This window comes from Nocardia sp. NPDC060220, assembly GCF_042727815.1.
GTDB lineage: Bacteria > Actinomycetota > Actinomycetes > Mycobacteriales > Mycobacteriaceae > Nocardia.
Map to the genome: position 1 here is coordinate 1 of NZ_JBHWZY010001069.1, position 2050 is coordinate 2050.

A 2050-nucleotide genomic window follows, 5' to 3' on the forward strand; every position below is an offset into this window, starting at 1 on the left:
AGCGTGGGGAGCGAACAGGATTAGGCCCCTAGCCGTTACCCGCGCTGGGACATCAGCAGGCCGATGATCCCGGACTCCTGGCTCTGTGTGCTGATCATGTCGCGGGCCGCCTGTTCGACCGGCCCACCGGTGGATATTCCGTCGAACGTCTGCGTCATGGCGATGCCGCCCTGGTGATGGCGGTACATCAGACGCAGGAACATCGTCTCCGCGTCGGCGCCGTGTGCCTCCGCGAGCGCGTCGAGGTCGGCGCGAGTGGCCATGCCGGGCATGGTCATCGACGAGGACGCGGCGGTGTGGTGACCGGTGGGCATCCACGACATCGGGTGCGGGTTGGTCGGGGTCGCCGCGGCCAACCGGAGCCAGCCGAGCATCATGCCGATCTCGAGGCGCTGGGCATCGGCGATCTGGTCGGCCAGCCGCCGCACGGTGGGATCGACATCGACGGCCAGGCGCTCGACCATGATGAGCGCCTGCTGATGGTGACCCGTCATGTCCTGCACGAAGCCGATCTCGGTAGGCGTCAATACCGGTGTGACGGTGGCGGTCTCGGAGAAGCAGAGCGGTCGGATGGCCGCGCCGACCACCAGCAGCAGCAGTACCGTCGCCGCACCCGCGGCGCCGAGCAGCACCCGCCGGGTCATGAGCCGACCGTCGACCGCTGATCGGTGGGCGGGGTGTACACCTCGGGCGACAGCTCCAAGGTGAGCAACCCGTTGTCGGCGCAGGCGGCCCAGAGCTGGTTGCCGCGCCACTCAGGAGCGGAGAAGCACCAGTCGGTGGAGAGGTCACCGAAGGCCACGTCACCGGTGCGCGAACTCTGCGCCTGCTCGGGATCGAGAACGCCCGCGTCGACGGCCTGCATCACCGATTGCGCGCTGAGCAGCGGCACTCCGATGATGGAGGCGAGTGCGTGCGGAGAGTTCCACAGTTCGCTGTTCTGACCGGTACGCGCGGGCGGGTTGTAGTAGGCGATCTCGCGTACCCGGAGCGGGTCGCGGACGTCGAAAACCCGGAGGCCGGAGGCGATCCAGCCACATGCGAGCGCGGTGGGGTTCACCGGCCGATCGGCGGAGCAGTAGTGGGCGTCGTAGGTGAAGATCGACCCACCCATCCCGGAGGCGAGCGCGCTGTCGCGATGTTGTTGCAGGTTGATCTCCAGCTTGATGGAGTTCACGATGCGCGGGTTGGTGTCGTCGGAGATGTCGATGAGTTTGACGCCGCCGGATCCGGCCTCGTCGGCGGTGAACAGGTAGGGCACGCCGTTGTAGGTGACGGGCACGTTCTGCTGCGTCGCCCAGCCATCGGTCCAGGTCAGCTGGGAGATGATCGGCACCTGCGGGTCGGGGTCGCGCCGCTGCACCGCACTGGTGTCGAGGACGGTGAGCCCGCCCATGTTGTTGGCCAGGTAGAGGCGGTTGCCGTCGGCGCGCAGGCCCATGCCGTGCATGGACTGCCCCGGCATGCCCTGCCAGATCACGCGGGGGTCGGCCGGATCGGTCAGGTCGACAGCGCTGACGATGCCGGGGACGACCCCTGATGCCCAGTAGGTGCGGCCGTCGGGGGAGAAGCCGCCCTCGTGCGCCGTGATCGGGACCGGCAGGCTCACGTCGGTGCCGGGTCCAGGGTTGAGCAGGCGCGGGTGCGCGCAGTCGGAGATGTCGTAGATCGAGATCAGTCCCGCTCCGGTGAACGCGGGAGCTCCGGTGCCGACGAGCAGCTTTCGCGCGGCGTTGACCTTGAGGCTCTCCCAGGTACCCGCCAGCATCGCGGGTTCGGTGAGCGTGGCGGTGAGCACCGGGTTCGCCGGATCGGCGACGTCGATCACCTGCACGCCTTGCGCGGGACCGAGCAGGTTGCCGGGGAAGAAGCTGCCGAGGTAGACGCAGTGATCGAACTGCGTCGAGGTGATGCCGGCGCCGCGGCCCGCGTAGCCGCCGATGCGGCTGATGTTGCAGCGGTAGCCCTGGGTGCTGCGGCCGCTGTCGCGTTCGGCGGCGGGTACGTCGCCCTGGAGGCCCGGTTCGGGGATCGCGTCGCCCGCACAGCT

Annotated in this window: 2 protein-coding genes; both read right to left on the bottom strand. The window is 68.8% G+C overall.

Translation table 11 applies throughout. The annotated features are described in order from the left end of the window. Window positions 1-35: 35 nt before the first annotated feature. Window positions 36-644 carry a DUF305 domain-containing protein gene (locus ACFWF3_RS33670; protein ID WP_379318016.1) on the bottom strand — a complete coding sequence of 203 codons (609 nt, stop codon included), beginning with the start codon at window positions 642-644 and terminating at the stop codon, window positions 36-38. Continuing rightward, window positions 641-2050: LVIVD repeat-containing protein (locus ACFWF3_RS33675; RefSeq protein ID WP_379318018.1), on the bottom strand; the 1410-nt coding region annotated here is incomplete at its 5' end. The genes ACFWF3_RS33670 and ACFWF3_RS33675, both read right to left, overlap by 4 nt.